Origin of the sequence: Polynucleobacter sp. Nonnen-W13 (genome assembly GCF_018881735.1) — a bacterium.
Classification (GTDB): Bacteria; Pseudomonadota; Gammaproteobacteria; order Burkholderiales; family Burkholderiaceae; genus Polynucleobacter.
In genome coordinates this window covers 707,625-733,944 of sequence record NZ_JACVPU010000001.1, presented here as the reverse complement: position 1 = coordinate 733,944, position 26,320 = coordinate 707,625, and the positions used below count along the sequence as shown (strand labels likewise).

The window sequence follows — 26,320 nt, the reverse complement described above, 5'->3', positions numbered from 1 at the left end:
CAATCCATCTCTAGCTTGCAGCGTTTTCGGAATTGCCCTCAGCCTGGGGCGTCAAAATAGTTGGATAAGAAACTGCCCAAGTGCCCGGGTAATCACGGCTGTAATGCAGCCCCCTACTCTCTCTACGCATTAAAGCTGATCTCACAATGAGTTCCGCACACTCCAACAGATTGCGAAGCTCAATTAAGTCGCGTGTTACCTTAAAGTTAGCGTAATATTCTTGCACTTCATATCTGAGTAGTTTGATGCGATGTAATGCTCGCTCTAAGCGTCGATTGGTTCTCACGATGCCGACATAGTTCCACATCAATGAACGCAACTCATCCCAATTGTGGGCAATCACCACTTGCTCATCTGCATCCTCTACTTGACTCTCATCCCAGAGCGGGAGCTTTGGCATTGCTGGTGTTTTTAATGCAGAAATATCTGCAGCAGCAGCTTTACCAATAACAATGCACTCCAATAATGAGTTGCTTGCCAAACGATTGGCGCCATGCAAGCCTGTATAAGTAGCTTCGCCTACCGCATATAGACCAGGTAAATCAGTACGCCCTTTGAGGTCAGTAACAACTCCACCACAGGTATAGTGCGCTGCTGGTACTACAGGTATTGGCTCTTTAGTAATGTCCAATCCCAAACTCATACAGCGCGCATAGATCATTGGAAAATGCTCTTGAATAAAAGCTTCACCTAAATGGGTGGCATCGAGATGTACGTAATCGAGACCATGCTTTTTCATTTCAAAGTCGATTGCCCTAGCAACAATGTCACGAGGAGCCAACTCATTACGCTCATCATGCTCTGACATAAAGCGATTGCCATTGGGGAGCTTGAGCAGGCCACCTTCACCACGCATCGCCTCAGTAATTAAAAAGGTTCTATCGCTCGGGTGATATAAACATGTTGGGTGAAACTGAATAAATTCCATATTACCGACACGGCAACCTGCACGCCAGGCCATAGCAATACCATCACCTGTCGCAGTGTCCGGATTACTGGTGTACTTATATACCTTGCCAACACCGCCGGTAGCTAATACCACCGACTTGGCCTCAATTGTTTCTACACGATTATTTTTAATATCAAGGGCATATACACCATAGCAACGATTCGGCTTAGCGCGTTGCGTCTTCGCATCCAAGTGCCGATTGGTAATCAGATCTAAAGCAATCCAGTGCTCTAGCAATTGAATATTTTTATGATCTCGTGCTTTATCTAATAAGACCTCATGAATGGCCTTACCCGTAGCATCAGCAACGTGCGCGATCCGACGCTGACTATGGCCACCTTCACGAGTCAGATGCAAACCCATAGGACCAGTCTCGTCGGCGGTAAACGGAACGCCCTGTTCAACCAGCCAACGAATGGCTTCAGCGCTTTCTTCAGCAATATATCGAGCAGTAGACTCCACCACGAGTCCTGCGCCAGCATCTAAGGTATCAGCCACATGAGAATCAACACTGTCGTGTACTTTATCGACTACTCCGACGATGCCACCTTGAGCCCATGCAGTGGCAGCCTCACCCAGACCGCGCTTGGCCATCACAATAACTGGTTGCGTCTCTGCCATATGTAGAGCAACGGTGAGGCCTGCTAGACCCGCTCCAATAATCAGGACGGGTAATTCTGCTTTGGTATCAGATGGTGGGGTTTGGGGTTTTGAACTAGCCATGACTAATTCTAAAGGGCAATCGCTAAAAATATATTTTAAGAGATTTAAACGAACAAAGCCCCTGATAAGGGGGCTTTATTAGATCTTACTAAATAGCTTAGGAAGTGAGCTCAGACTGCTGCCTACTAGGGTCATTAGTTCCATAACCCATCACTGAAGCAGCCTGACCGCCTTTAGCGAGTTTGACTGCGCAGTACTTAAACTCCGGAATCTTTCCAAATGGATCTAGGGCAGAGTTGGTAATCAGGTTGGCTGCAGCCTCATAGTATGCAAATGGAATAAAGATTACACCACGCGGAGTGCCATCATCTCGACGCACGTGGATAGCTACTTCGCCACGACGGGACTGAACAGTGATCACATCGCCAGCAGAAACGCCTAGCTGAGTCATATCTTCACCATGCATCGACACAGTAGCCATTGGCTCAATCGCATCCAAGACGGTTGCACGGCGCGTCATACTGCCAGTATGCCAATGCTCTAACTGACGCCCTGTAATCAAGACAAATGGATACTCCGCATCTGGGCGCTCATTTGCGGGAATGATATCTGCTGGCACCAACTTCACTCTGCCATCTTTAGTATCAAACTTATCATCAAACACAATGGGGCGACCTGGATCTTCAGCGGATAAACATGGGTAAGTCACGCTAGACTCTTTTTCTAGACGCTCCCACGTAATGCCATTGATAGCTGCATGCATTGCTTGACGCATCTCGTCATACACCTCAGCAACGCCGTCGTCAGCACCCTGGTAATTCCAGTTCAGGCCCATGCGTTTAGCAATTTGCTGAATGATCCACAGATCAGGCTTGGCATCTCCCGGAGGGTTAATGGCTTTCTTACCCATCTGAACCATACGGTCGGTATTGCTGGCAGTACCGACTTTCTCAGGCCATGCGCTTGCTGGCAATACCACGTCTGCTAGGAGGGCAGTCTCGGTCATAAAAATATCTTGTACAACCAATAGATCCAAAGAAGCTAAAGCATGACGGGCATGATTCAAATCGGGATCACTCATCGCAGGATTCTCACCTTCGACATACATGCCACGAATCTTATCGGGATCACTGTCCGGTGCGGTGATCTTATGCATGATCTCTACTACGGTGTAACCAGGCTTCTTGTCTAATGGGGTATCCCAGAATTTCTCAAACCAGGCATGCGCTTCTGGATTATCTACGCGTTGGTAGTTCGGGAACATCATCGGAATTAATCCTGCATCACTTGCACCCTGCACGTTATTTTGTCCGCGTAGTGGATGCAAGCCAGAGCCAGGCTTACCAATTTGACCGGTAATGGTGACCAAAGCAATTAAACAACGGGCGTTATCGGTACCGTGAACGTGCTGACTGATGCCCATACCCCACAAAATCATTGCGGATTTAGTTGTCGCAAATTCTCTGGCAACCTCACGCAAAGTTTCCGCTGGGATGCCGCAGATTGGTGCCATCGCTTCTGGGCTATAGCCCTTAATATTTTCTTTGAGTGCCTCAAAATTATTAGAGCGGTTCTCAATAAAGTCCCGATCAACTAAACCCTCTTCAATTACTGTGAAGATCATGGCATTGAGCATTGCCACATCAGTATCCGGCTTGAACTGCATCGTACGCCAGGCATGTTTACTGATTTCGGTCGCACGTGGATCGCACAATACAATTTTTGCGCCTCGTTTAGCAGCATTCTTAAACCAAGTAGCGGCAACAGGATGATTTGCGGTTGGATTTGAGCCGATCAAGAAAATAAGGCTTGAGTGCTCAACATCATTTACTTGATTACTAACGGCACCAGAGCCAACACCCTCTAATAATGCAGCTACAGAAGAGGCATGGCAAAGGCGCGTGCAATGGTCGACGTTATTACTGCCAAAACCAGTGCGTACGAGTTTTTGGAATAAATAAGCCTCTTCGTTGCTACCTTTTGCAGAACCAAAGCCAGCCAATACCTTATTGCCGTATTGATCTTTCAGCTTTTTGAGGCCACCACCCGCAAGTTCCAAAGCTTCTTCCCAAGTTGCTTCACGGAAGATCTCAGACCAGTCTTGCTTGCCTTCTAATAAAGCCTCATCTTTAGCAACACCGGCCTTACGAATCAGCGGCTTTGTTAGGCGTTGTGGGTTATGGATGTAATCCATACCAAAGCGACCTTTAACGCAGAGGCGATTGTGGTTAGCTGGACCATCACGACCCTCTACGCTGACAATCTTTTCATCTTTAACGCTATAAGTAATCTGGCAACCTACGCCGCAGAAGGGACATACTGAATCCACCTTGCGATCCACCGTCTGCGAGCCAATTAATCCCTTAGGCATTAATGCACCCGTTGGGCAAGCCTGCACACACTCACCACAGGCAACGCAAGTACTATCACCCATTGGGTCATTCAGATCAAACACGATCTCGCTGTGAGCACCGCGCATTGCGTAGCCGATCACATCATTAACCTGCTCTTCGCGACAAGCACGTACGCAACGATTACATTGAATACAAGCATCTAAGTTCACAGCCATCGCTGGATGGGATATGTCATGACTCACTTTTTCACGACGCAATACTTTGAGCTCAGGTCGAACTGTGACATCTAAGCGCGCAGCCCAGGTGCTCAATTCACCATGTTGATTTTTTTGCTCTTCTTCCTTACTGTCTCCTACCCACTTAAATCCTTCGTCGGGCATATCAGATAACAACATTTCTAGGACGAGTTTTTGACTCTTCAGTGCACGCTCGCTATTAGCCTTCACTTCCATACCAGGCGTAGCACTTCTGCAGCAACTTGGCGCCAATGTACGCTCACCATTGATCTCCACTACACACGCGCGGCAATTACCATCAGCGCGATAACCATCTTTGAAACACAGATGGGGAATATCGATCCCGTGACGCTTAGCGGCCTTGAGAATAGTCTCGCCTTCATAAGAAACGATGGTTTGACCGTCTAGCTTGAACTCAACGGTTTGCAATTCAAGCTCTTTAGGATTTACTGGTGCGTTCATATTTGTCTCGTTTTTCCCTTGGTTTTTTGCTTGCTGATTAAGCAATTTCTGCTGGGAAATATTTTGCAATACAGCGAATTGGATTGGGTGCAGCTTGACCTAAGCCGCATATTGAAGCGTCAACCATCACAGTTGCTAAGTCTTCTAAAGTGCCTTGATCCCAAGATGGCGACTGCATTAACTTGGCAGCTTTGCTAGTACCTACACGACATGGCGTGCATTGACCGCAGCTCTCATGCTCAAAGAAGTGCATGACATTGAGCGCCATATCGCGCGCCTTATCTTTGTCACCAAACACCATCACTGCAGCAGAGCCAATAAAACAGCCATAGGGCTGTAAGGTATCGAAATCCAACGGAATGTCATTCATGCTTGCTGGCAAGATACCGCCTGAAGCACCACCTGGTAGATAGCCGTAGAACTTGTGGCCAACTTGCATGCCACCACAATATTCGTCAATTAACTCCTGAATCGTAATGCCGGCTGGAGCGAGTTTCACACCCGGGTTTTTAACTCGGCCGCTCACACTGAAGCTACGCAAGCCTTTGCGATCATGACGACCAAAAGAACTAAACCACTCTGGACCACGCTGAACAATGTCACGCACCCAGTAGAGGGTTTCAAAGTTATGTTCGAGCGTTGGACGACCAAACAAACCAACTTGAGCGATATAGGGAGGGCGCATACGGGGCTCGCCGCGCTTCCCTTCGATACTTTCAATCATGGCAGACTCTTCGCCGCAAATGTATGCACCTGCGCCACGACGTAACTCGATCAGCGGCAATGTAAATGGGGGGTTTGCTTTGAGTTTAGCCAACTCCGCTTCGAGTAATTCACGGCAACCATGGTACTCATCGCGCAGATAAATATAGCAAGCATCTATACCCACTACATTGGCAGCAATTAACATGCCCTCTAAGAAGCGATGTGGATCGCGCTCCAAATACGTGCGGTCCTTAAATGTGCCTGGCTCACCTTCGTCAATGTTCACTGCCATCAACTTTGGAGCGACTTGATCTCTCACAATGCGCCACTTACGCCCTGCTGGGAAGCCTGCGCCACCTAGGCCGCGGAGTCCCGAGCTTTCCATGATCTTGACAATGCTCTCGCCGTCTTTTTTACCTTCAACAATTTCTTTTGCTAAGGCATAGCCACCCTGCGCGCGATAAGATTCGTAGCCCACATAGTCTGGTGAAACTGCCTGATTCTCACCCTGCGGGGATACCCCCTTCTCAGCCAATGCTGCAGGATCAAAGCTCGCACTGTCCTTAGCCATAGGCTGGGTAGTCAGATTATTTTTGACGGCGGCGGCAACCTTATCCGTTGTTGCGAACAATACTGGGTACTGATGCACAACTGCTACTGGAGCCTGTTCACAACGACCCACGCATGGAGCAGCCTCTACCTTAATCTTAGGATTACCTAAAATTGCCGGTAACTTTGCTAATAGATTTTGCGCGCCGGCCAGCTCGCAGGCGATACCATCACAGACACGCAAAGTGATATCTGCAACCGGATCATTGCCACGCACTACTTCAAAGTGGTGATAAAAAGTAGCAACCTCATAAACTTCTGCCATCGGCAAATTCATTTCTTTTGCGAGAGCAACCAAATGACGATCATGCAAAGCACGGTATTCGTCATTAAGCTTGTGTAAATTTTCAATTAGCAAATCACGACGATCAGCTGCAGCACCGATTAACTGGCGAACCTCTGCCAAAGACACATCATCTGCTTGGCGCCCTTTGAGTTTGCTCTTGCGACGAATGGTTTCCCTTAAATCATCTGCAGTTGCTACAGCAACAGCTTTGACTTCAGCCGAGGGTTTTGGGTGATTCATAGTTTTAATCTCTAATTTCTAGTCGCATTAATGATGCTATTTTTTATGTCTGAAGCTAGGCTTGAGAAAGGCCGTATTGGCAAGAAACAACTTATCTCGCTCTATATAGGAAATCCCCAAGATCAAGGGTGATTTTGGGTTATTTCCACACTCAAGTCCTTGACGGCGCTCAAGTGAATTTAACTAGGGTAAACCCTATTAAATAACGGATGGGGAAGGCTTGCTGCCGGGTGGCGGAGAGTAATCTAGCTTGCGCTCGTAAACGCGCGCCTTAAAGCAATCGTTGTAGCCTTTGCTGCCGATTTGCCAGCCAATAGAAGTGCAGTCATCTTGGGCTGCTGACTCTATGGAGCCGCATCCCGTTAAGGCAATGGCGGTAGCAGAAACAAGGATAGCTAAGGGGCGCAATGTAGTTGAATTCATACCTCAAGTCTACTGGATTCCTGATTCCAAGTTAAGGGAAAGTGAGTACTTGTGGAATTGGAGCCAAGTCAGCAACAATGGATGGAAGCAACATTGCAGCTATTGAGATAAATACCTTTGGAGATCATGATGCAAACAACCTTGAAACAAATTCTAGCAATTGCCTTTTCGCTGACTATTGCCCTGCTTTCCGCCAACACCCATGCTCAAGCACAAGATGGCTATACCGATTTAATCGATGGTGTCAGCCTAGACGGCTGGAACATTATTGGCAGCGCGAACTGGGTCATTGGCAAAGGGATAGTCGAGGGTAATAAGCCGTCCGGATTTCTGGTGAGCAGTAAAAGTTATCGGAACTTCATTATTCGCGCTGAATTTTGGGCTGAATCCAACACCAATAGTGGAATTTTTATTCGCTGCCAAGATCCCAATAAAGTCACCGCTGGAAATGCTTATGAAATTAATATCTGGGATACCCGTCCGGGACAGGAGTACTCCACCGGAGCCATTGTTGATATTGCCAAGGTCAACCCAATTCACAAAGCAGGTGGGCGCTGGAACACCATGGAAATTACGGCCAACGGACCTCAGCTCAAAGTAATGATGAATGGGGTGCTTACCGTTACAGATGCCAGGGATAGCAAGTTCTCCGAGGGGCCCATTGCCCTTCAGTCTGCTGGCGGCATCATCAAATTTAGGAAACTACAAATCAAGCCAATCTAGATCATCTCTAGACAGATCCATCAAAGTAGCCACCTCAAATGAGGTGGCTCTTTTTTACCTAAGCAGGTGGAAACCCAACCTTTTGTTGCCAGCTATTATTAAACACATGAATGACCGGCTTTTCATAGACGCCTGCTTTAGTGAATGGCTCATCTGCTAGCCAAGCTTCAACATCTGCCTTACTAGGAAAATCCATCGCCAACAGACTACCCACTGTTGTTTTGCCATCTTCTGATGTAAGTGGACCAGCAAAGGCCATCTTATCTGCGAACTGACCCAAATAAGCGCGATGCTCTGGTCGCACTTGAATACGCAATTCTGCAGTACCAGGACGATCCATTAAAAGGATTGCAAAGATCATGTTTACTCCTCATTAGCTCTAAAACATCCATCTTACGGCAAGCAGAAAAAGAAAAACCGCCCGAAGGCGGTTTCTCGTGCAATGCTATTAAAACGAATTAAGCAGCTTTACGGCTTTTGGTAGCTGGCTTAGCTACTGCGTATTGGCCTTGAAAATTGGCCATTGCAGCATCAACACTTTTCTCAAAGTTTGCGAAAGCATCAGTTGCTGAAGCGCGAACTTGGTCAAACTGTTGGAGTGAAGTTTCAAATACAGTTTTGAATGCAGATACAAATGCCTCAGAACCAGCAGGAGCTGTCTTAGTAGCTTCTTTAACAAACTTCACCATATCAGCACGTGCGTCATCAATAGATGCATCAACTACATGAGCAACTTCTTTGTTGCTGTTACGCACAACTTTGTTTACCTTAGCTTGGTAAGCAGCAGCGTACTTAGCAGCTTCTTGTGCAGTTTCAGGCTGAGCCAATTTTGCCAACTGTTGGGCATCTTTAATTGCCAACAATTGAGCGCTTGCATCTTGAGCAACTACTAAAGCATCTTTAGCGGCAGCTTGGTTGATTTCAGCTAATTCTTTTGCGCTTTCAACAGCTACTTGAGCCAAGAACTTAGCATTTTCAACAGCTTTAGTTTGAGCTTGTGTGAGTTGGTCGTTTAATTGATTCTGGAACATGGTGTTTTCCTAACTTTTTAAAATTGATAAAATTTATTGCGATGCACCATTGTAAAAAGTTTTTTATTGCAGTGCAAGATTTATTTGCGGCAATGCAACAGAAACACCAAAAACCCCTTTTTTTTGATTAAAAACAGAGGGTTGAGTATCTAAATCATTCCGGTGAAAGTGGTGATTTCAGGTAAAAAGCAAGAAAAAAGAAAGAAAAAACCACCCGAAGGTGGCTTCAAACTACTGGCGGAAGAGGCGGGATTCGAACCCGCGGTAGGCTATTAACCTACGCACGCTTTCCAGGCGTGTGACTTAAACCGCTCATCCACCCTTCCGTACAGCCCTTGATTATACGTTTGCCGGAAGGATTCACCTCTAAAAGCATGATTGGCTAATTACACAGACTCTTTGAGCTGCTCCAAAATCGCTGGATTTTCTAGAGTGGAAGTGTCTTGAGTCACCTCTTCACCCTTGGCGATCACACGCAACAAGCGACGCATGATCTTGCCGGAACGAGTTTTAGGTAAGTTATCACCAAAACGGACGTCCTTTGGTTTGGCGATCGGGCCGATCTCCTTGCCTACCCAGTTCCGCAACTCAGTGGCAATCTTCTTCGCTTCGTCGCCTGTTGGGCGTCCGCCCTTCAGAACTACGAAGACACAAATTGCTTCACCAGTCAGCTCATCAGGACGACCCACTACTGCAGCCTCAGCAACCAATGGATTGGCAACCAAGCATGATTCGATTTCCATCGTACCCATGCGGTGACCGGAGACATTCAATACGTCGTCGATACGACCCGTAATCGTGAAGTAGCCAGTATCTTTATTGCGGATTGCGCCGTCACCTGCCAGATATAAAGTACCGCCCAACTCTTCTGGGAAGTAAGACTTCACAAAACGATCAGGATCACCCCAGATCGTACGAATCATCGAGGGCCATGGACGTTTCACAACCAAAATACCACCTTGACCATTTGGAACGTCTGCGCCTGCTTCATCCACAATCGCCGCCTGAATACCTGGCAATGGCAATGTGCATGAGCCTGGAATCATAGGAGTTGCACCTGGCAATGGTGAAATCATGTGGCCACCAGTTTCGGTTTGCCAGAAGGTATCTGCGATTGGGCAACGTGAGCCGCCTACATTCTCGTAATACCACATCCACGCTTCTGGATTAATCGGCTCACCAACTGAACCTAAGAGACGCAAAGAAGATAAGTTGTAACTCTTGGGATGCACTGCTTGATCATTGCTCGATGCTTTGATTAATGAACGTATCGCTGTCGGAGCGGTGTAGAAAATCGTTGCCTTGTGTTTTTGGATCATGTCCCAAAAACGTCCCGCATTGGGGTAGGTTGGAACACCCTCAAACACAATCTCAGTAGCACCTACTGCGAGTGGGCCATAGGTAATATAGGAATGACCTGTTACCCAGCCGATATCGGCAGTACACCAGAAGACATCATTTGGCTTAATGTCAAAGGTCCACTTCATTGTGAGAATCGCCCACAAGAGGTAACCACCAGTAGAGTGTTGAACGCCCTTAGGTTTGCCTGTTGAGCCGGAGGTATACAGAATAAATAGTGGGTGCTCAGCACTCACCCACTCTGGCTCGCAAGTAGTGGATTCATTAGCTACGATTTCTTGCATCCAAACATCACGACCCGGTGTCATAGTGACATCTGATCCGGTGCGTTTGCTCACGATGACATGCTTTACATTGCCGCACTCACCTGTTGAGAGGGCCTCATCGCAAATCGCCTTTAAGGGCAATGATTTGCCGCCGCGGAACTGTCCGTCAGCAGTAATGACTGCAACAGCACCAACGTCAATGATGCGATCGCGCAGCGCTTGAGCAGAAAATCCGCCAAACACAACAGAGTGTATTGCGCCGATACGAGCACAAGCTTGCATCGCAACAACGCCTTCAATAGTCATCGCCATGTAAATGATGACGCGGTCACCAGACTTAATACCCATTTTGCGAAGTGCATTTGCCATTTTGCAAACACGCTCCAGCAACTCTTGATAGCTTACGTTGGTAACAGATCCATCATCCGCTTCAAAAATAATCGCAGTCTTTTTGCCAAGGCCATTTTCAACTTGGCGATCTAAGCAGTTATAGGAAGCATTAGTAGTGCCATCTTCAAACCACTTGTAAAAAGGTGCTTTGGATTCATCAAGGACTTTAGTAAAGGGCTTTTTCCAGAAAACATTTTCTTTAGCAAGACGACTCCAGAAACCGTCATAATCGCTGTTAGCTTCAGCACAGAGCTTGTTGTAAGCCTCCATTCCCGGAATGGCGGCGGACTTTATGAAGTCTGCAGGGGGGTTAAATACGCGGTTTTCTTGCATCAATGGTTCCATGCTTTACAGCCCTTCTATTCAATAATCAGTCGTCTTTTTCTGCAAAAATAGCGCAGAGTTAGGGAAACGCATCCCCAAGAGCTAATAAGATAAGTGAAAACACGCTAGATTTGCTCTATGGCAAACCCTTAAAATAGATTAAACCTTACATAATTAAGCCCAAAACATGACAAATATCAAACAAAACGACCTCATTCAGAGCGTGGCAGATGCATTCCAATTCATCTCTTACTACCACCCTAAAGACTTTATCTCCGCCATGGGCAAGGCTTATGAGCTTGAGCAAGGTGCCGCAGCAAAGGATGCCATTGCACAGATTTTGACCAATAGCCGGATGTGCGCAGAAGGTCACCGTCCCATGTGCCAGGACACCGGTATTGCAGTCGTTTTCCTCAAAATTGGTATGAATGTTCAGTGGGGTGATGCCACCATGAGCGTGACTGAAATGGTGAATGAAGGTGTTCGTCGAGCCTACATGAACCCAGATAACCCGCTACGCGCGTCTGTTTTGACTGATCCAGCGGGTAAGCGTAAGAACACGGGTGACAATACCCCGGCGGTGATTCATTATGAAATCGTCCCTGGCGATGATGTTGAAGTCATTTGCGCGGCCAAAGGTGGTGGCTCTGAGAACAAGGCCAAGATGGTTATGCTCAACCCCTCTGATTCAATCGTTGACTGGGTAGTCAAGACAGTCCCAACGATGGGTGCGGGTTGGTGCCCTCCCGGTATCTTAGGTATTGGTATTGGCGGAACCCCAGAGAAAGCCATGTTGATGGCTAAAGAGTCCTTGATGGGCCCAGTAGATATTCAGGAGCTGATTGCTCGGGGCCCACAAAACCGCATTGAAGAACTCCGTTTAGAAATTTTCGACAAAGTAAATAAGTTAGGCATTGGCGCACAAGGTCTTGGTGGCTTAGCCACTGTGCTCGACATCAAGATCATGGACTACCCAACCCATGCAGCCTCATTGCCGGTAGCCATGATTCCAAACTGCGCTGCTACCCGCCACGTTCATTTCCATCTGCATGGTGATGGCCCTGCCAAACTAGAGGCGCCCTCACTATCCGATTGGCCAGACGTTACTTGGACTCCAGACACCAAAAAATCGAAGCGTGTGAACTTGAATACCTTAACTGCTGAAGAAGTAGCTGGCTGGAAAGAAGGTGAGACGCTTCTCCTGAACGGCAAAATTTTGACTGGTCGCGATGCAGCACATAAGCGCATTGCCGACATGCTTGCGAAAGGCGAAGAATTGCCAGTGAGCTTTAAGAACCGTGTGATCTATTACGTTGGCCCAGTAGACCCAGTGGGAGCCGAAGCAGTTGGTCCGGCAGGCCCAACAACCTCCACCCGTATGGATAAGTTCACCGAGATGATGCTGGCTCAAACTGGATTGATCTCCATGATTGGCAAAGCGGAACGTGGCCCCACTGCAATTGAAGCAATTAAAAAACATCGGTCTGCTTACTTGATGGCCGTTGGTGGCGCTGCTTACTTGGTTTCTAAAGCAATTCAAACAGCGAAGGTAGTGGGCTTTGCTGACCTTGGCATGGAAGCGATTTATGAATTCGATGTCAAAGACATGCCAGTAACAGTAGCGGTCAGTTCTGCCGGCATCTCTATGCATGAGACAGGCCCCAAAGAGTGGCAAGCAAAGATTGCCGGCATTCCAGTCATGGTTGCTTGAGTCAATTAGTGCGTCATTTATTCATTGAATCAACCGCCCTTAGTTAAGTGACCTGACTTGGCACTCATCGGAGTTTTTGATTCTGGCGTTGGAGGCTTATCCATTTTGGATGAGGCTTTACGCCAACTTCCTGAGCATGACTTCATATATCTAGCCGACTCCCTCAATGCCCCTTATGGAGAAAAGTCTAGCGAGTGGATAGCTTCCCGCAGCATGGAGCTATGCCAATACTTAGCAGCGCAAGGTTGTGATGCCATTATGGTTGCCTGTAATACTGCTACCGCCGAGGCCATTGCAGATATTCGTCATGAGCTCAGCAATATTCCAATTATCGGCGTAGAGCCAGGCATCAAGCCTGCAGCAATGCAGTCAAGTAATGGCATTGTTGGAGTACTCGCAACTGAGGCTACGCTCAAGAGCGATAAATTTAGCGCTTTACTAGCCACCCTTCCGAATTGTCAGTTTGTTAAACAAGCGGGTGCCGGTTTAGTGCCTCTGATTGAAGCGGGCCAAGCTCATGGTGAAGAAACGCTTGAGCTACTTGCTGAACATCTAGAGCCCATTCAGGAGGCGGGAGCAGATACGCTTGTTCTAGGATGCACACACTATCCTTTCTTGCGAAAATCCATACGTAAATTATTGGGAGATTCAATCAATCTCATTGATACCAGCGAGGCAGTAGTACGCCAACTCAAACGAAAACTAGAGTCGCAGGGTAGGCGCTTAGATCATGATGAATATGGCTCCATCACATTCATCAGCAGTAAAGATGCGCAGAAATTGCAGCAGATGGCACACGAGCTCATGCAATCAGATCTTGATAAACACAGTATTGAATCTCAGTTAGTGAGTTCATTCACATGAGCACCTTTTTAAATCGGATGAATGCGCTTCTACCATTCGATAAGACCGAACGCATCATCATTGGCATTGTTATTGCCTTGCATTTATTATTTCTGATTGGCTTTCAGAGTGGCATGAAGCCTGACAACGATAACAATCAAGATGATGCGCGAGTGATGGCCAATCTGGTAAGTCCTGAGGCTGCCAAACAACCACAGGCTGCCCCGGCCGCGCCTCCCCCAAAACCTCAGCAAGAACAAAAGAAGAAAACTGTGGATGAAAAATCCACGCAGGCACCAACACCACCACAAACCCAACAACAGGCGCAGACACCGCCAGCAAATCCATCTAAAAGTGAATCACAGGCTCCCAATGCGACAGTTGCACCAGCCACAACCTCGGGATCCAGTGGCACACCGATTCAGACTGACATTGGTAAACTAGTCGTCGTATATCAACCAGATGCAGATGCTTACTACCCTTCCTTCTCTAAAAGATCTGGAGAACAAGGTGAGGTAGTGGTGAGATTGATTATTGATGAATCAGGTAGTGTTGAGGATGTTGCCTTATTGCGTTCTAGCTCATTTCCAAGATTAGACAGAGCAGCAACGGAGATTGGTCGTCGTTATCGCTTTAAACCATTTTTAGTCAATGGTTCGCCCCAAAGAATTTCTACCAACCTTTTAATTAAATTTAATTTAAAGAATTAATATTATGAATACACCATTTGGCTTAGCAAATTTATGGCTTGAGGGCGATGCAGTTACCCGCTTTGTTGCCATCGCACTTCTGATCTGCTCTATTGTGACTTGGGTAATTTTGCTTTCCCGTTTTTGGGATTTGCGTAATTTACGCAAACTCCAACCTGAGCTCGATCAGTTTTGGCGCGCCACCTCCTATGACCAGGGTCTGAATGCATTTACCAGCCATGCAAGTAATCCCTACTTTCAGATTGCTAAAGCGGCAAATGGCGCCTCTACCCATCACCAAAGCCAATCTACTAATCATCGTGAACTTTTGCAAACGCTGAACTACTCCGAATGGATGGCGAGAAGTCTTAAGAATAGTATTGATGGTGTTGCAGCCCAACTCCAAAAAGGACTGACCTTCCTTGGCTCGACCGGCGCGACTGCACCGTTTATTGGCTTGTTCGGAACGGTGTGGGGCATCTACCATGCTTTGATCGCCATCAGCAGCTCAGGTAGCGCGCAGATTGATCAGGTTGCTGGTCCCATTGGCGAAGCACTCATCATGACTGCTTTAGGCTTGGCTGTAGCGATTCCAGCAGTGTTGGGCTTTAATGCGATTAATCGTGCCAACAAGTTATTGGTCGCTGATCTGAATCGCTTTGGCAATGATCTTCTCGCTTACTTTGTCACTGGTGCCCGCGTGAAGTCTGGAGAATAAACATGTCTTTTAATCTTCAGAACGATCCAGAAGAAAGCGGCATCATGGCCGAAATCAACATGACTCCGATGGTGGATGTCATGTTGGTACTCCTCATTATCTTCATCATTACCCTGCCAGTCATTCAGCAAGCGGTGAAGGTTGAGTTGCCAAAAGCCAATAGCGTACGCAATGAAATCAAGCCAGAGTCAGTTCAACTCTCGATTGATGCTCAGGGTCAAATATTTTGGAATAGCACACCAATTGATTTAAAAACTTTTGATGGCTATGCAGAAAAAGCTGCTCAGAAGGAGCCGCAACCAGAAATCAATTTACGTGCTGATAAGTCGGTGAAGTATGAATATGTTGCTCAGGTATTGGCAGCCTCACGTCGTGCTGGCTTAACGAAGCTAGGATTTGTGACTGAACCTAATTAAGACTTATTGGCAACCTGACATTGCTCTTGGTAAGTCTTGGTACCCTCACCTAGGGTTGCAGAGAGAATTCCCCCTTTTACTGTCTCCGCCTTTCTCAACTGGCCTGTTGGGCGATTAATCGCAATCACCGTGATGACAGAGCCAGCACCATACTGAACACCATCATAATTTTCCGGGGGAAACTGGGCTTCCATTGAAATGAGGACTGTAAATTCAGAAATAAGAACACTCCTGATGGTTTGCCGACCCAACTCGCTAGCCCGATCTAAATCTCGGTTATCAACAAAGACTTTGGCTTTCTGATTTTTTGAGGCCGCTGTGACTTTGAGTTGATAAGTTTCGGTGTAGTTGTTTTCCGAACGCTCACAAGTAAAAACCAAGGAATCTGCAGCCAAACTAGGGGCGGCAAATAAAAGTAGGGAGAGAAAGTAAAGATATTTCAAGGATGTCTGAAATCAATCGATTGGTGCCCGAGGCCGGAATCGAACCGGCACGACTTTTTTGAGTCGGCAGATTTTAAATCTGCTGTGTCTACCGATTTCACCACTCGGGCTCGCACGAGCAATAAAGCCGTACTAAATAAACCAAGACAAGCAAAATTTTAGCATGTGAGCCCTATCGTAGGTGGGAAGCCTGCTTTCATCAAGCTTAGGGTCTAGTTTAGGCAAACCCACTAAACTATCCCCATGAAAATACCCACGCAACGTTCAGGCCTGAAATCAGCCCTCAAAGGTATCTTTTGGCTTGGTTCTGCAGTCCTAGTCTTGATCATCGCCGCTGGAACAATCTACCTCATCTCAGCTCAAACTAATCCTTCTGGCAAGCGGATCATCAAGTCTCTCGGGGATTCTGTTTCGATTACCTTTGATGAGAGTGACATTCCCCATATTCAAGCAAAGAGTTCTACTGATGCACTCTTTGCCTTGGGCTATTTGCATGCTAGTGAGCGTTCCTGGCAAATGGAAATTAATCGCCGACTAGCTAGTGGGCGACTCTCTGAAATTCTTGGTAAAGAAACCTTCGCAATTGATCGCTTTATTCGGACGCTGGGTATTAAGCGTGCCGCTGAGAAACAGTTTGATCACTACCCTATTGCTACCAAGAGATTACTTCAGTCTTATGCAGATGGAGTTAACGCTGGTAATGCCCACTTAGGCTGGGCCCTTCCAGTTGAATACTTTTTAACTGGGTCCAAACCAGGGCATTGGTCACCTACTGATAGCGTGGCGTGGATGCTCATGATGGCGCTCGATCTTGGCGGTAACTGGCAAAAAGAATTACAACGCCTCGAACTATCGCAGTTTTTAACAACTAAGCAAGTATGGGAAGTAATGCCACCATATACACCTGGTGAGCCTGTGAGCAACGTTGACTTTGCCAAAATGTATCAAGAAATTGATGTATTTAATCCAAACCCACTCACAAGAGATCAAAAGTCCAAAAAGCTACCAGCAACCGAATTGACTATCAATGAAGTGCCGGGTGGCAAGGAAGGTATTGGATCAAATAACTGGGCGCTTAGTGGAAAGCTGACAGCCTCTGGAAAGCCCTTGCTGGCAAACGATCCGCATCTAGGCTTATCGGCGCCAGCAATTTGGTATATGGCTCACTTAGAGGCGCCAGGTCTCAATGTCATTGGTGCGACCCTCCCTGGCATTCCGGCAGTGGTACTGGGCAGGACCGATAAGTTTGCCTGGAGCTTTACGAATACCGGCCCAGATGTTCAGGATTTATATATTGAGCAGCTAGATCCAAAAAATCCTGGAGTGTATCGAGGACCAGACGGCCCGCTACCCTTTAAAGTTCGTCAAGAAATCATCGACATTAAAGGCGAGCCCTCCGTGCGCTTTTTAGTCAAAGAGACGAGGCATGGTCCAGTGATTTCTGAATCCTATGCACGTGCAAAACGAGCCATCGATACCGATCGCTTTGTTTTGTCTTTACGCTGGACAGCGCTGGATATTGAAAACCAGTCCGTTGCCGGTTTGCTGGATATGAATCACGCCAAAGATTTAAATACATTCAAGCAGGCGCTACGCAAAAACTATGCGCCCATGCAAAACGTGGTGATGGCGGATGTAGATGGGAACATTTCGCTTCAAACTACTGGGGTCGCCCCAAAACGCACCTTGCATCAAGGTTTGTATGGCGTCGCCCCAGCCTTAGGCTGGGAGAAGCAATATGATTGGACTGGCTACGTCCCCTTCGAGCAACTGCCTAGCAGCAATAACCCAGAGGCTCATTGGATCGCTACGGCCAACCAGAAAATATTAGCCAATAATGATCCAAATCCATTGACCGGCGATTGGGATCTACCAACCCGCTATGACAGAATTGTGGATCTCATTCAGGGCAAGTCAACACATGACCTCGCCTCCATGAAAACCATGCAAGCAGATACCTTGTCTTTGGGTGCCACCCCATTATTAGAATTATTTAGATCGGTACAGTCAACACATCCACTAGCCCAACAAGCAATTGAGCTTAGCAAGAACTTTGATGGGGATATGAAAACTGATAGTAGTGGTGCGCTCATATTTAATGCTTGGGCTGACCAACTCACACGCAAACTCTTCTCACGCTTAACTTATTTATTCACAGAGAATTACGGTACGCGCAGCTTTAGACATGCGCTGATATTGCAATTACAAAACCCCAACAGCCCATGGTGTAACGACCCCAAAACTGAACAGATTGAGAGTTGTGTAGATGCTTCGAATGCAGCGTTTAATAAAGCACTTGAGCAACTGAGCTCCCAATTTGGTAGCAACCCTAAAAATTGGGTATGGGGTAACGCGCATATTGCAGTCTCCGAGCATCGCCCTTTAAGCAAGGTGCCACTGCTTGGGAATTTCTTCAATTTAACGCAACCGTTTCCTGGCGACAGCTTTAGCATCAATGTGGGGCGTCTCGAACTGCTGAGAGCTGACAATCCCTTTGAAACTAAGCAGGCTCCCAGTCTGCGCACACTCTATGACCTCGCTGACTTAGAGCAGTCCCTCTTTGTGTACCAAACTGGACAATCTGGCTGGGTACAGAATAAGCTGTACCGTAACATGAGCGCGCTTTGGGCTCGAAATGAATATCTTCCCTTACAAATGAAACCCCAAAAGATCAGCCGACAACTGGATCTGAGTATTAAGGAAAAATAAGCTGGGGCGTTTAGAATGATTCCTAAGAGCCCTGTTGAGACTCAAACTACTCACTGACAATGCTATTGATTATGAAAAAAATATATTTACTAACTCTTTTTACTACCCTCTCCTTACTACCGTTTTCTAGCAGCTTCGCTGAATGGAAAGAATTAGGATCTAATGCGGTGATGGTGGTGTATGTTGATCTTGATACGGTCAGCGCATCTGGCGAAAAAGCACAAATCATGTCTATGCTCGACTTGAAGAAGCCTGGCGTTAACCCAAAAACAAAACAGCCTGTTAGCTCAATCATCGGTATCAATGAGTACGACTGCCCAGCCATTAGCTACCGACCAATCGAATACAAAGAGTTCGCTGGCAATAAAGGTAGCGGCAAGGTGGTTTCAGATAACAAAACTCCCAATAGTGAATTTGAGCCTGTAGTAAGCGAGTCTTGGGCAGCCGGAGTGTTCAACGTTGTTTGCCAGCGCAAATAAACGTCCCATTTTGAATGTCCGTCAAAGCAGACCAAACCCATCGGGCTGGACTGCTCTTGGATGCATCGTTCTTTGCTTCAATTTGGGTGCTTGTGCAGCGCCATTAATGGCTTTAGGAGGATCTGCCACTACCGCTGCAAGCTCTGCAGGCTCAGTAGCGGTATCGGCAGCAGTAGCCAACCCTTCAACTGCAGCTAGTGCTATCTCTACTGTAACCACTGGCAAGTCCCCTTTGGAACACGCCGCCTCCGCAGCAACCAAGCAAGATTGCAATTTTCTGAATGCCTTAGGACCAAAGCCGATTTGTTCGGATATCCCCGTTCCCAAAATTAAAGATATGAGCGAGCCCTACCTAGGTCCAGCAGATAGCCTCACTACCACCAAATAAGCAGTCTAAAATTACGTCCTATAAGCAATCTTTCCCCTTTTTAAAGTCATGACCACAGAAAACTACTACCTCACACTTACTTGCCCTAATAGACCGGGCATTGTTGCAGCCGTTTCAACCTACATCTTTGAATTAGGTGGTGATATTGAGGAAGCTCAGCAATTTGATGACAAAGCTTCTAAACGCTTCTTCATGCGCGTGAGCTTTAGCTGTGGCGCTGATACCAAATCTCTCAAAGCTGGCTTTGTAGACATTGCTAAGCGCTTTGATCTCACTTGGGACTTGCGCGCTGTAAAAGATTTAAAGCGAGTGCTGATCATGGCATCCAAGCTTGATCATTGCTTGGTAGATCTTCTCTATCGATGGCGTATTGGTGAGTTGCCAATGATTATTAGTGGAATTGTTTCCAATCATCCGCGTGAGGTTTACTCCAGTATTGATTTTGCGGATATTCCGTTTTATCACTTACCGGTGACGCCAGAGACGAAGGCAAAGCAAGAAGCAAAGCTCCTTGAGATTGTTGCTGATGCAAAAGTCGACATGGTTATTTTGGCGCGCTACATGCAAATTCTGTCGGATGATTTATCCACCAAATTATCTGGACGCTGCATCAACGTTCACCACTCATTCTTGCCGAGCTTTAAAGGCGCCAAGCCTTACCATCAAGCCCATGCTCGCGGCATCAAGTTGATTGGCGCGACCGCACACTTTGTGACCAGTGATTTAGATGAAGGCCCAATCATTGAGCAAGACGTGACTCGTGTCACGCATGGCGATACGCCTGAAGACTTAGTTCGCAAGGGTCGAGATCTAGAGCGCACCGTACTCTCACGCGCCCTGCGCTACTATTTGCATGACCGTGTTTTGATTAATGGCGCAACTTCAGTCGTCTTCTCAGACTAAGCTGCGCTCAAGGCCGGACCCCTGGAGTTTCTAGGGGCATGCCTCTAGCCCGCCACATCAGAAACAACTCTAACTGAGCCATCTCTTGCGAGCCGTACTCAAACTGCTGAGCGCGCACCCCACTCATACAGTTGCGTAAACGTCTTTGTAAAGACCCCATGGTCTGCCATTCAATTCGGTAAATTGGGTAGGCAGTTGGGTGTCCCTGAGGAATGAGACTTCCTCCTAATTTCAAGCCAGCGCGATCTTGATGACATTGGGCGCAAGATAAATTGAGTTGACCCATTCTTTCATTAAAGAACTGACGGCCTTGTTGTAGATCTTTTTTATTCTGAGGCGTTTCTTGAACGGCGATTGGCATACCCTTGGATTGGCTTGCTACCCATGTTGTTAAGGCTAGGAGTTCTTTACTCTCATAAGCGAGTACCGGGGCCTCTTGTCGTGATGTACGACACTGATTAATTTGCCCCTCCAAGGTCTGTAACTTGCCTTTCTGCATCTTAGGAAACTGTGTGGCTACACCAGCCATTTTTTGCCCACTATCACCATGACAGGATGCACAAGCGATGTTCTTTTTTCCGGTCTTTTCTTTCCAGAGGCTCTGACCATCCATGACCCAAAATAAAGCGGGGTTAAGATTAGCGTCATCTTGCATTGCCCGATTTTCTGGTGTCATCAAGTAATAGCTTGATTGCCGAGTATCTTTTGAGACTTCAAGTGCCTGACTAGAATCAACTCCAATCAGAATGAGCAATAGCGGTAATACACGAAGGCAGAAAACGAACAGATTCACGAGACGGTAATTTGCGCCTGGTTTACTGCCTCATAACCACCATCCCCCACCCATTTGAATACGAACGTGCCAGAGGCTACTGCTACGGTAGTGAAAATAATAAGGGGGTTAGCGCCGATGCCTGGATAAAAATCCGCTCTGAATACTTCCTCGCCGTTGTATTGACAGGTAAAGAGGCGAATGATGTCGCGTGGGATCCGCTTTCCATCCTCTGTATATCGATAGCCTGTTTCCATATCATGTTGAGCAATGGCCCGAATTTCAATAATGGCACCTTTTTTTGCTTGGGCTGGCATTGTGATACCAGTGCGGGAGGTCTTACTCATATCATCTCCGTGCAAGCTGAAAGAGTGACTAGCGTATCGGCATATCCCTGCCAAAAGCTACCATCACTCATTTGTGCAATAGCCCATACTCGTTGTGAGTCAGCCAACCTCACCCGAGTAGTTAACTCAGCGCGGCCGGATCGGGGTGTGAAATACGCAGTGAATATATTGGGGGATGGATTCTCTTCAGCAATCACATGCACCGCCTTAACGTAATCATTTGCTGTCATGGGGCTTTCTATGGAGAGCTTGAGAACCACCAAGTTGCCACTCTCCACCAAAGGCGGAATCACCAACTTCACTCGGCCATCACGAATAGTGTTCGAGCCAGCGATTTTTGCGATCGCTTCCATTGCCTCTGGCTTTTTAGCCATCGTCAAACTCGGAGCCATCCAAGTGGATAGACCTAAAAGACCCAGCGCAGACAAATACATACGCCGACTCAGTTTGATGGGGTTTGAACTCGGATTGAACTCAGTCATATTGATTTCATAATTTCAGTTGGTTATTGAAGGCTCACTAAAAAAGCCACAACATCTTCTATCTCTTGGCCAGTCAGAATGGTCTGATCAGCAAACTTGGGGGCCACACGACTCAGACCAGAAGTACGATAGTACGCCGGCATGATACTTGCTGGGTTCAAGCGGCTTGGATCAACTAATCGAGCCCGTAATTGAGCTGGAGTGGATTGGCCGACGCTAGCAATTAAGTCCGGCGCTAGATTGCCCTGAAAGCGCTCTTCCGGAAATGGTCCACTATGGCACAGCAAACATAAACCGACTTGACGACTAGCTACTATTGCACGCCCCTTCACAGCATCCCCCGGGGAAGAAGTAAGGGGATTCACAATCGAATCCCCCACCCAGGTTTGAGAGTGCGCTAAGCAAGGCAGGAAAAGAGTCGAGGTCCCTAGCAATAAAGCTGCTAGCGTTCGTCTCATTCCTGCTTGCCTATCATCATTAAACCAACTTAATGCCGCTGTTTTTCAATGGGACTGTGCGCAAGCGCTTGCCTGTGGCACGGTAGATCGCATTGAGAACCGCTGGTGCTGCCACGGCAATCGTTGGCTCTCCAACACCACCCCAATCCTTACCACCACCTTGAATGATGATCGTCTCTACCTTAGGCATCTGAGACAGGCGAATGGAATTGAAGGTATCAAAGTTCTTCTGCACAACCGCGCCCTTCTCGATCGTAATTTCTTCTTCGAAGAGAGCGGATAAGCCGTACACAAACGAACCAGAAACTTGACGAGCAACTTGCGCTGGATTGACTACATAACCAGGGTCGGTTGCAGCCACAATGCGATGAATTTTTACTTCATTCCCATTGGTGACTGATAACTCGCAAGCGGCAGCTACATAACTTCCAAATGAGCGCATTTGGGCGACACCGCGGAAAACACCTGGCTTAGCTGGCTTATTCCAACCAATGCCATCTGCTACGGCATTGAGAACGGCGATTGCACGAGGGAATTTCTCCATATGCTTGCGACGGAATTCCACAGCGTCAACACCGGTAGCTTCAGCCATTTCATCCATAAAGGTTTCCAGGAAGACCGCATTTTGATTGACGTTCACGCCACGCCAGAAACCTGGTGGCACATGGGTATTTCGCATTGCATGGTCAACCATCAAATTCGGAAAGCTATAAGTAATGCCGTGCTCACCCGCAGGATCTAATCCCTGAAACACTACAGGATCCTTACCCTTATTAGCCGCCACTACTGCTGGACGCACTGTTGCCAAAATAGATTGGCCGGACAAACGCATATCTAGGCCAGTAATATTTTTCTTATCGTCAATCGCGGCAGTCATTTTGCACATCATCACCGGGTGATAACGACCCTGCGTCATATCCTCTTCGCGAGTCCAAATCAATTTGATTGGTGTGCCCGGCATTTGCTTGGCGATATTGACAGCCTGAGTTGTGTAATCCTGGAAGGCGCCGCGACGACCAAATCCACCACCGAGGTTGACCTTATACACATTACATTTTTCTGAAGGCAAGCCTGAAGCAGCAATTACCGCAGCCAAGGATGCTTCACCATCTTGGGTTGGAACCCAAGCTTCGCAAGAATCTGGCGTCCACTTTGCCGTTGCAGTTTGTGGCTCTAGCGTTGCATGGTTTAAGAATGGATAGAAATAGGTTGCCTCAATCTTTTTAGATGCCTTAGCAATCGCTTCCTTGGCATCACCATTGGAGTTGCCTACAAAAGTATCGTTAGCTGTCAGCCCCTCTTCGAGCATTTTCTTAATCGATGCGCTAGAGACATCCCCATTGCTACCGTTATCCCAAACAATATTGACAGCATCTAAACCCGTCTTTGCCTGCCAGAAAGTATCAGCAATCACGGCAATCGAAGAATCATTTACTTGAATGACCTTCTTCACCCCTTTGATACTGCTAGCCTTAGTGGCATCGTAGCTTTTGACCTTACCGCCAAATACTGGAGACTCTTTAATAGTGGCAACCAGCATGCCGGGCAACTTGAGGTCAATGGCATAGATTTGCTTACCAGTGACCTTGTCAGCCGTGCCATCAATACGATTCAATGACTTGCCGATCACAGTCCACTCTTTAGGATCTTTGAGAGCAATCTCCTTTGGCACTTCTAACTGAGATGCAGCAACTGATACTTTTCCAAAAGTAGTTTTGCGACCAGATGGGGTGTGTGTAATAACGCTATCTTTAGCTACGCACTCAGACGCTGGGACATTCCATTGATTAGCTGCAGCCTGTACCAACATGATGCGAGCAGCTGCTCCACCCTTACGAACATACTGCTCAGAAGTACGAATACCGCGACTACCACCAGTAGAGTAACTACCCCATGCTTGCTTACGCTTGAGACTCTCAGCTGGCGATGGGTACTCGTAAGATACTTTTTTCCAGTCGCACTGTAATTCTTCTGCAACCATTTGGGCTAAGCCAGTAATAGTTCCCTGACCCATCTCCGAGCGGACGATACGCACAACGATGTCATCGTTTGGCTTAATCACCACCCAAACACCAATCTCTGGTGTTGCGAGTGGGGCCATAGCAGTTGTGCCAGTACCCATAGCAGCATTTGCTGATGAGATGAAGGAGAAGTCAAAGCCAATTGCCAGGCCAGTTGCGATAGCGCTTGATCCAACAATAAAGTGGCGACGTGAAGTGTTGGTAGCGTTGGTAGTGTTTGTATTAATCGTTTTTGTCATGATTGCTCCTTATGCCTTGCTCACAGCATGAATAGCATCACGCACTTGTTGGAAGGTTCCGCAGCGGCAGATATTGGTGACCGCAGCATCAATCTGAGCATCAGTTGGTTTTGGGGTATTGCGCAACAAGGCCGTAGTTGCCATCACCATGCCAGACTGGCAGTAGCCACATTGCGGCACCTGATTGTCAACCCACGCTTTTTGCACTTTAGAGAGCTGGCCATTTTTCTCTAGGCTCTCGATAGTTTCAATCTTTTTACCTACGGCTGCACTCACCGGAATAGCGCAACTGCGGATTGCTTGGCCATCAAACAAAACAGTACATGCACCACACTGACCCACACCGCAACCATATTTAGTACCCGTTAATCCAACATGATCACGAATCGCCCACAACAAAGGGGTTTCTGGATCAACATCCACCTTGTACTTTTTACCGTTGACGTTTAAGTCAGCCATGCCCATTCTCCTTAGTGTTTTTTATATCAAGCCTCATCCAAGAGACAAAGACCCTCTTGTTGTAGTGATTATCTTAACGAAGAAATAATTTATTGCTTTGCAACATATATTGCAGAGCAGTAAGATCAAGTCATGATCTCGGGCCTTGTCCAAATCCTTCTCTTTCAAAGCCTGGGTGAGCTTGTCTCCAAATTTGCCCTACCCACCCTCCCTGGTCCCGTGATTGGCTTGGTGCTACTGATTATTTGGCTGGTGCTCCGCAAAGGGATTAATCATGAACTCGCATTGGTGGCCGATGGCTTTAGCCAATACCTCGGCCTCTTATTTGTTCCGGCGGCCGTTGGGGTGGTGCTATTTTTACCCCAACTGAAGGCCAATGCCCTAGCAATCATCAGCGCCTTGGTCGGTAGCGTGATTCTCACCATTGCCACGAGCGCGATAGTGGTCCGCTTTTTGAGCGCAAAGCCAAAAGAGACAGGGCAATGAACGAAAAACACTCGATTGTGGAGATTTGGGTTTATCTCTCGGGCAGCCCTTTATTCGCCCTCTTTATTACTTTGGCGGCCTATCAAGTAGGTCTCTCGATTTATAAAGCTGCCAAACAGAATCCCTTAGCCAACCCAGTAGCAATTGCGATCATTCTGGTCGCCAGCATCATTCAATTTGTTGAAATGCCCTATGTCACCTACTTTGAAGGTGCGCAATTTATTCACTTCTTATTAGGCTCAGCAACCGTCTCTTTGGCCATACCGATCTATAGAGGTTTAAGTAGCCTAAAGGGCCGATCTATTCCTTTGTTGGCCTCTTTAATTGCGGGTGGCTTGGTATCCATTGTGGGCGCAGTAAACATTGCTAAATTACTCGGCGCCGACTCCAGCATTACGGGTGCCATGTATCCCAAATCAGTTACCGCACCTATTGCTATGGGTATCGCCGAGCGTATCGGCGTGTCCCCGACCTTAACCGCCATCTTTGCCGTGACCACCGGCATCCTCGGAGCTATTCTGGCCCCCTTTATTCTGAATGCGCTGGGAATGAAAGCTTGGTGGCAGCGTGGTTTTGCTATTGGCATTGGCGCTCACGGCATTGGCACCTCGCGTGCATTTAGCATTCATCCTGAGGCCGGAACTTATGCCAGTCTTGCTATGGGAATGAATGGGGTCATTAGCGCGGTAGCCATCCCCATTCTGTATCACTTATTTAACTAGCAATCTGCAAGCTCT

26 protein-coding genes and 2 tRNA genes are annotated in these 26,320 nt (G+C 47.3%); 12 read left to right on the top strand and 16 right to left on the bottom strand.

Annotated features, from left to right (window positions below; translation table 11 throughout):
• Positions 1-10: 10 nt before the first annotated feature.
• The 4 genes from nadB to ICN27_RS03835 all read right to left on the bottom strand — a co-directional run bounded on the left by nadB (position 11) and on the right by ICN27_RS03835 (position 6,927).
• On the bottom strand, positions 11-1,672 hold the full coding sequence (gene nadB / locus ICN27_RS03850) for an L-aspartate oxidase (protein WP_216269041.1): 1,662 nt from the start codon (positions 1,670-1,672) through the stop codon (positions 11-13).
• 97 nt (positions 1,673-1,769) lie between these two features.
• Positions 1,770-4,664 (bottom strand): formate dehydrogenase subunit alpha, encoded by a 2,895-nt coding sequence (gene fdhF / locus ICN27_RS03845; protein ID WP_216269040.1) that lies wholly within the window; start codon positions 4,662-4,664, stop codon positions 1,770-1,772.
• Positions 4,665-4,701: 37 nt separating this feature from the next.
• Positions 4,702-6,504 carry an NAD(P)H-dependent oxidoreductase subunit E gene (locus ICN27_RS03840; RefSeq protein WP_216269039.1) on the bottom strand — a complete coding sequence of 601 codons (1,803 nt, stop codon included), beginning with the start codon at positions 6,502-6,504 and terminating at the stop codon, positions 4,702-4,704.
• A 198-nt stretch (positions 6,505-6,702) separates the two neighbouring features.
• Positions 6,703-6,927 (bottom strand): hypothetical protein, encoded by a 225-nt coding sequence (locus ICN27_RS03835; protein WP_215309838.1) that lies wholly within the window; start codon positions 6,925-6,927, stop codon positions 6,703-6,705.
• Positions 6,928-7,053: 126 nt separating this feature from the next.
• Between ICN27_RS03835 and ICN27_RS03830 the strand changes: the two genes are divergently transcribed.
• A complete protein-coding gene (locus tag ICN27_RS03830; RefSeq protein ID WP_251370904.1) occupies positions 7,054-7,650 on the top strand; it encodes a DUF1080 domain-containing protein in 597 nt (198 codons plus the stop codon).
• Between the two features lie 58 nt (positions 7,651-7,708).
• Here the strand turns inward: ICN27_RS03830 and ICN27_RS03825 are convergent, their stop codons facing one another.
• From ICN27_RS03825 to acs, 4 genes are all read right to left on the bottom strand, one after another.
• A complete protein-coding gene (locus tag ICN27_RS03825; protein WP_215309836.1) occupies positions 7,709-8,011 on the bottom strand; it encodes a YciI family protein in 303 nt (100 codons plus the stop codon).
• A 97-nt stretch (positions 8,012-8,108) separates the two neighbouring features.
• Entirely contained in the window at positions 8,109-8,681 is a 573-nt protein-coding gene (locus ICN27_RS03820; RefSeq protein ID WP_215309834.1) for a phasin family protein, read from the bottom strand.
• Positions 8,682-8,916: 235 nt separating this feature from the next.
• Positions 8,917-9,007 (bottom strand) — tRNA-Ser (locus tag ICN27_RS03815).
• A 60-nt stretch (positions 9,008-9,067) separates the two neighbouring features.
• Positions 9,068-11,041: an acetate--CoA ligase gene (gene acs / locus ICN27_RS03810; protein WP_216269038.1), complete on the bottom strand. Its 1,974-nt coding sequence runs from the start codon at positions 11,039-11,041 to the stop codon at positions 9,068-9,070.
• A gap of 166 nt (positions 11,042-11,207) precedes the next feature.
• On the opposite strand from acs, the gene ICN27_RS03805 reads away from it, so the two are divergent.
• From ICN27_RS03805 to ICN27_RS03785, 5 genes are read left to right on the top strand one after another with little or no spacing between them, the layout of a single operon-like run.
• Positions 11,208-12,731 (top strand): fumarate hydratase, encoded by a 1,524-nt coding sequence (locus tag ICN27_RS03805; protein WP_216269037.1) that lies wholly within the window; start codon positions 11,208-11,210, stop codon positions 12,729-12,731.
• 57 nt (positions 12,732-12,788) lie between these two features.
• A complete protein-coding gene (gene murI / locus ICN27_RS03800) occupies positions 12,789-13,595 on the top strand; it encodes a glutamate racemase (protein ID WP_216269036.1) in 807 nt (268 codons plus the stop codon).
• Positions 13,592-14,284 carry an energy transducer TonB gene (locus ICN27_RS03795; RefSeq protein WP_216269035.1) on the top strand — a complete coding sequence of 231 codons (693 nt, stop codon included), beginning with the start codon at positions 13,592-13,594 and terminating at the stop codon, positions 14,282-14,284. Before murI ends, ICN27_RS03795 begins: the two co-directional genes overlap by 4 nt.
• A gap of 4 nt (positions 14,285-14,288) precedes the next feature.
• Positions 14,289-14,981 (top strand): MotA/TolQ/ExbB proton channel family protein, encoded by a 693-nt coding sequence (locus tag ICN27_RS03790; protein WP_215309774.1) that lies wholly within the window; start codon positions 14,289-14,291, stop codon positions 14,979-14,981.
• A 2-nt stretch (positions 14,982-14,983) separates the two neighbouring features.
• Entirely contained in the window at positions 14,984-15,397 is a 414-nt protein-coding gene (locus ICN27_RS03785) for a biopolymer transporter ExbD (RefSeq protein WP_216269034.1), read from the top strand.
• Here ICN27_RS03785 and ICN27_RS03780 read toward each other — a convergent pair.
• A complete protein-coding gene (locus tag ICN27_RS03780; RefSeq protein ID WP_216269033.1) occupies positions 15,394-15,840 on the bottom strand; it encodes a hypothetical protein in 447 nt (148 codons plus the stop codon). The two genes, ICN27_RS03785 and ICN27_RS03780, sit on opposite strands and share 4 nt — an antisense overlap.
• A gap of 21 nt (positions 15,841-15,861) precedes the next feature.
• A tRNA-Leu gene (locus tag ICN27_RS03775) sits at positions 15,862-15,950 on the bottom strand.
• Positions 15,951-16,083: 133 nt separating this feature from the next.
• On the opposite strand from ICN27_RS03775, the gene ICN27_RS03770 reads away from it, so the two are divergent.
• From ICN27_RS03770 to purU, 4 genes are all read left to right on the top strand, one after another.
• Entirely contained in the window at positions 16,084-18,549 is a 2,466-nt protein-coding gene (locus ICN27_RS03770) for a penicillin acylase family protein (protein WP_216269032.1), read from the top strand.
• Between the two features lie 71 nt (positions 18,550-18,620).
• On the top strand, positions 18,621-19,028 hold the full coding sequence (locus ICN27_RS03765; RefSeq protein WP_216269031.1) for a surface-adhesin E family protein: 408 nt from the start codon (positions 18,621-18,623) through the stop codon (positions 19,026-19,028).
• Positions 19,009-19,416, top strand: a complete 408-nt coding sequence (locus ICN27_RS03760; protein ID WP_216269030.1) for a hypothetical protein — start codon at positions 19,009-19,011, stop codon at positions 19,414-19,416. The genes ICN27_RS03765 and ICN27_RS03760 overlap by 20 nt, the downstream gene beginning before the upstream one ends.
• 48 nt (positions 19,417-19,464) lie before the next feature.
• Positions 19,465-20,319 (top strand): formyltetrahydrofolate deformylase, encoded by an 855-nt coding sequence (purU, locus tag ICN27_RS03755; RefSeq protein WP_216269029.1) that lies wholly within the window; start codon positions 19,465-19,467, stop codon positions 20,317-20,319.
• A gap of 7 nt (positions 20,320-20,326) precedes the next feature.
• Here the strand turns inward: purU and soxA are convergent, their stop codons facing one another.
• The 6 genes from soxA to ICN27_RS03725 are packed head-to-tail and all read right to left on the bottom strand — an operon-like array spanning position 20,327 to position 25,097.
• Positions 20,327-21,112, bottom strand: coding sequence for a sulfur oxidation c-type cytochrome SoxA (gene soxA / locus ICN27_RS03750; protein WP_370624469.1), 786 nt, complete (start codon positions 21,110-21,112; stop codon positions 20,327-20,329).
• The gene (locus tag ICN27_RS03745; RefSeq protein WP_216269028.1) at positions 21,109-21,438 is read right to left on the bottom strand and encodes a thiosulfate oxidation carrier complex protein SoxZ; all 330 of its coding nucleotides are present in this window, start codon (positions 21,436-21,438) and stop codon (positions 21,109-21,111) included. Before ICN27_RS03745 ends, soxA begins: the two co-directional genes overlap by 4 nt.
• Positions 21,435-21,920 (bottom strand): SoxY-related AACIE arm protein, encoded by a 486-nt coding sequence (locus tag ICN27_RS03740; RefSeq protein WP_216269027.1) that lies wholly within the window; start codon positions 21,918-21,920, stop codon positions 21,435-21,437. The genes ICN27_RS03745 and ICN27_RS03740 overlap by 4 nt, the downstream gene beginning before the upstream one ends.
• 23 nt (positions 21,921-21,943) lie before the next feature.
• On the bottom strand, positions 21,944-22,378 hold the full coding sequence (soxX, locus tag ICN27_RS03735; protein WP_216269026.1) for a sulfur oxidation c-type cytochrome SoxX: 435 nt from the start codon (positions 22,376-22,378) through the stop codon (positions 21,944-21,946).
• Positions 22,379-22,397: 19 nt separating this feature from the next.
• Entirely contained in the window at positions 22,398-24,638 is a 2,241-nt protein-coding gene (locus tag ICN27_RS03730; protein WP_216269025.1) for a xanthine dehydrogenase family protein molybdopterin-binding subunit, read from the bottom strand.
• 9 nt (positions 24,639-24,647) lie between these two features.
• Complete coding sequence (locus tag ICN27_RS03725; protein WP_215309754.1) at positions 24,648-25,097, bottom strand: (2Fe-2S)-binding protein; 450 nt, start codon at positions 25,095-25,097, stop codon at positions 24,648-24,650.
• Between the two features lie 132 nt (positions 25,098-25,229).
• On the opposite strand from ICN27_RS03725, the gene ICN27_RS03720 reads away from it, so the two are divergent.
• Entirely contained in the window at positions 25,230-25,583 is a 354-nt protein-coding gene (locus ICN27_RS03720; protein WP_215309752.1) for a CidA/LrgA family protein, read from the top strand.
• Positions 25,580-26,305 carry an LrgB family protein gene (locus tag ICN27_RS03715; protein ID WP_216269024.1) on the top strand — a complete coding sequence of 242 codons (726 nt, stop codon included), beginning with the start codon at positions 25,580-25,582 and terminating at the stop codon, positions 26,303-26,305. The genes ICN27_RS03720 and ICN27_RS03715 overlap by 4 nt, the downstream gene beginning before the upstream one ends.
• Positions 26,306-26,320 lie beyond the last annotated feature (15 nt).